Genomic DNA, 919 nt, shown 5'->3' with positions numbered 1-919 from the left:
ATGCCTGTGATCATTGTGGCGATGCCAATGATAAACAGTGTGCTTTGGGTGTGATGCACTTTTACAAAACCGGCTCCTAGAAAGCCAAGGCACACCGCTGTTTGTATGATAAAGATATAGGCAGGCATTTGGTTGTTTCGGTGTTCTTTCTGAATGGCTTTCATCATAAAACTTGCCATCAGAGCATTTTGCACGCCGTTAGCACCCCCAAGGATGAAAAATGACAGCATCATTAACCATACAATATGTGTTAAGGAAAAGCAGAAAATTGCAAAACCAATGATTGCAGCGGCAAGTGATGCTCCAGCGGCATTACCAAAGCGATGAAAAAGGCTGGAGAAACAGAGTGGACCAACCACGAGGCCAAGACTTAACATGCTTGTGATTACCCCATAGGTTTCTGCACTGAAGTACAGCTCAGTGCGGATGCGGACAATCGATAAGACGTTGAGAGCAGAGGTGAGGATGATGGTAATGATGAGGGGAGAAAGAGCATAGACAACATTTTTTTTACGCAAGAGACCCGTTAAATCTAGCCCTTTTTTGCTGTTTTGCGTTGTGTTTGTCGTTTGTGTATGAATTTTAAAACTTTTAAAACAGAAGAGAGTGATAAAGGTAGCAAAAAGAACCATGATTGACAACACAAACAATCCTTTTTGCCCGTTTGATATTCCATACAACACGCCCCCTAACAATGGTCCGGCAATATAGCCAAGATTACGAACTGTTTGGATAATGCGGTTGATACGGTCTAATTGCTGATCATTGGTTGCAAATTCTGGGACGGAAACGAGGATAGCAGACCAAAAGAGTGAACCAGCACAACCTAGTGCGAAAGAAAGGGCAATATAAACCCAAAATTGGTTGGCGATTGCAGCTGTGGCTATAAAGAGTGCTTCAAACAATAAAACAATGGGTA

The 919-nt window shown here is 42.5% G+C and carries 1 protein-coding gene; it reads right to left on the bottom strand.

What is annotated here, in order from left to right; genetic code table 11:
• The coding region (locus ACFINW_RS09985) for an MFS transporter (protein WP_375674266.1) at positions 1-919 on the bottom strand (919 nt) is incomplete at both ends.

Source organism: Bartonella sp. AA18HLJMS, from assembly GCF_042197245.1.
Lineage (GTDB): Bacteria > Pseudomonadota > Alphaproteobacteria > Rhizobiales > Rhizobiaceae > Bartonella.
The sequence above is the reverse complement of the archived record's forward strand: the minus strand, read 5'-3'. Positions and strand labels throughout refer to the sequence as shown.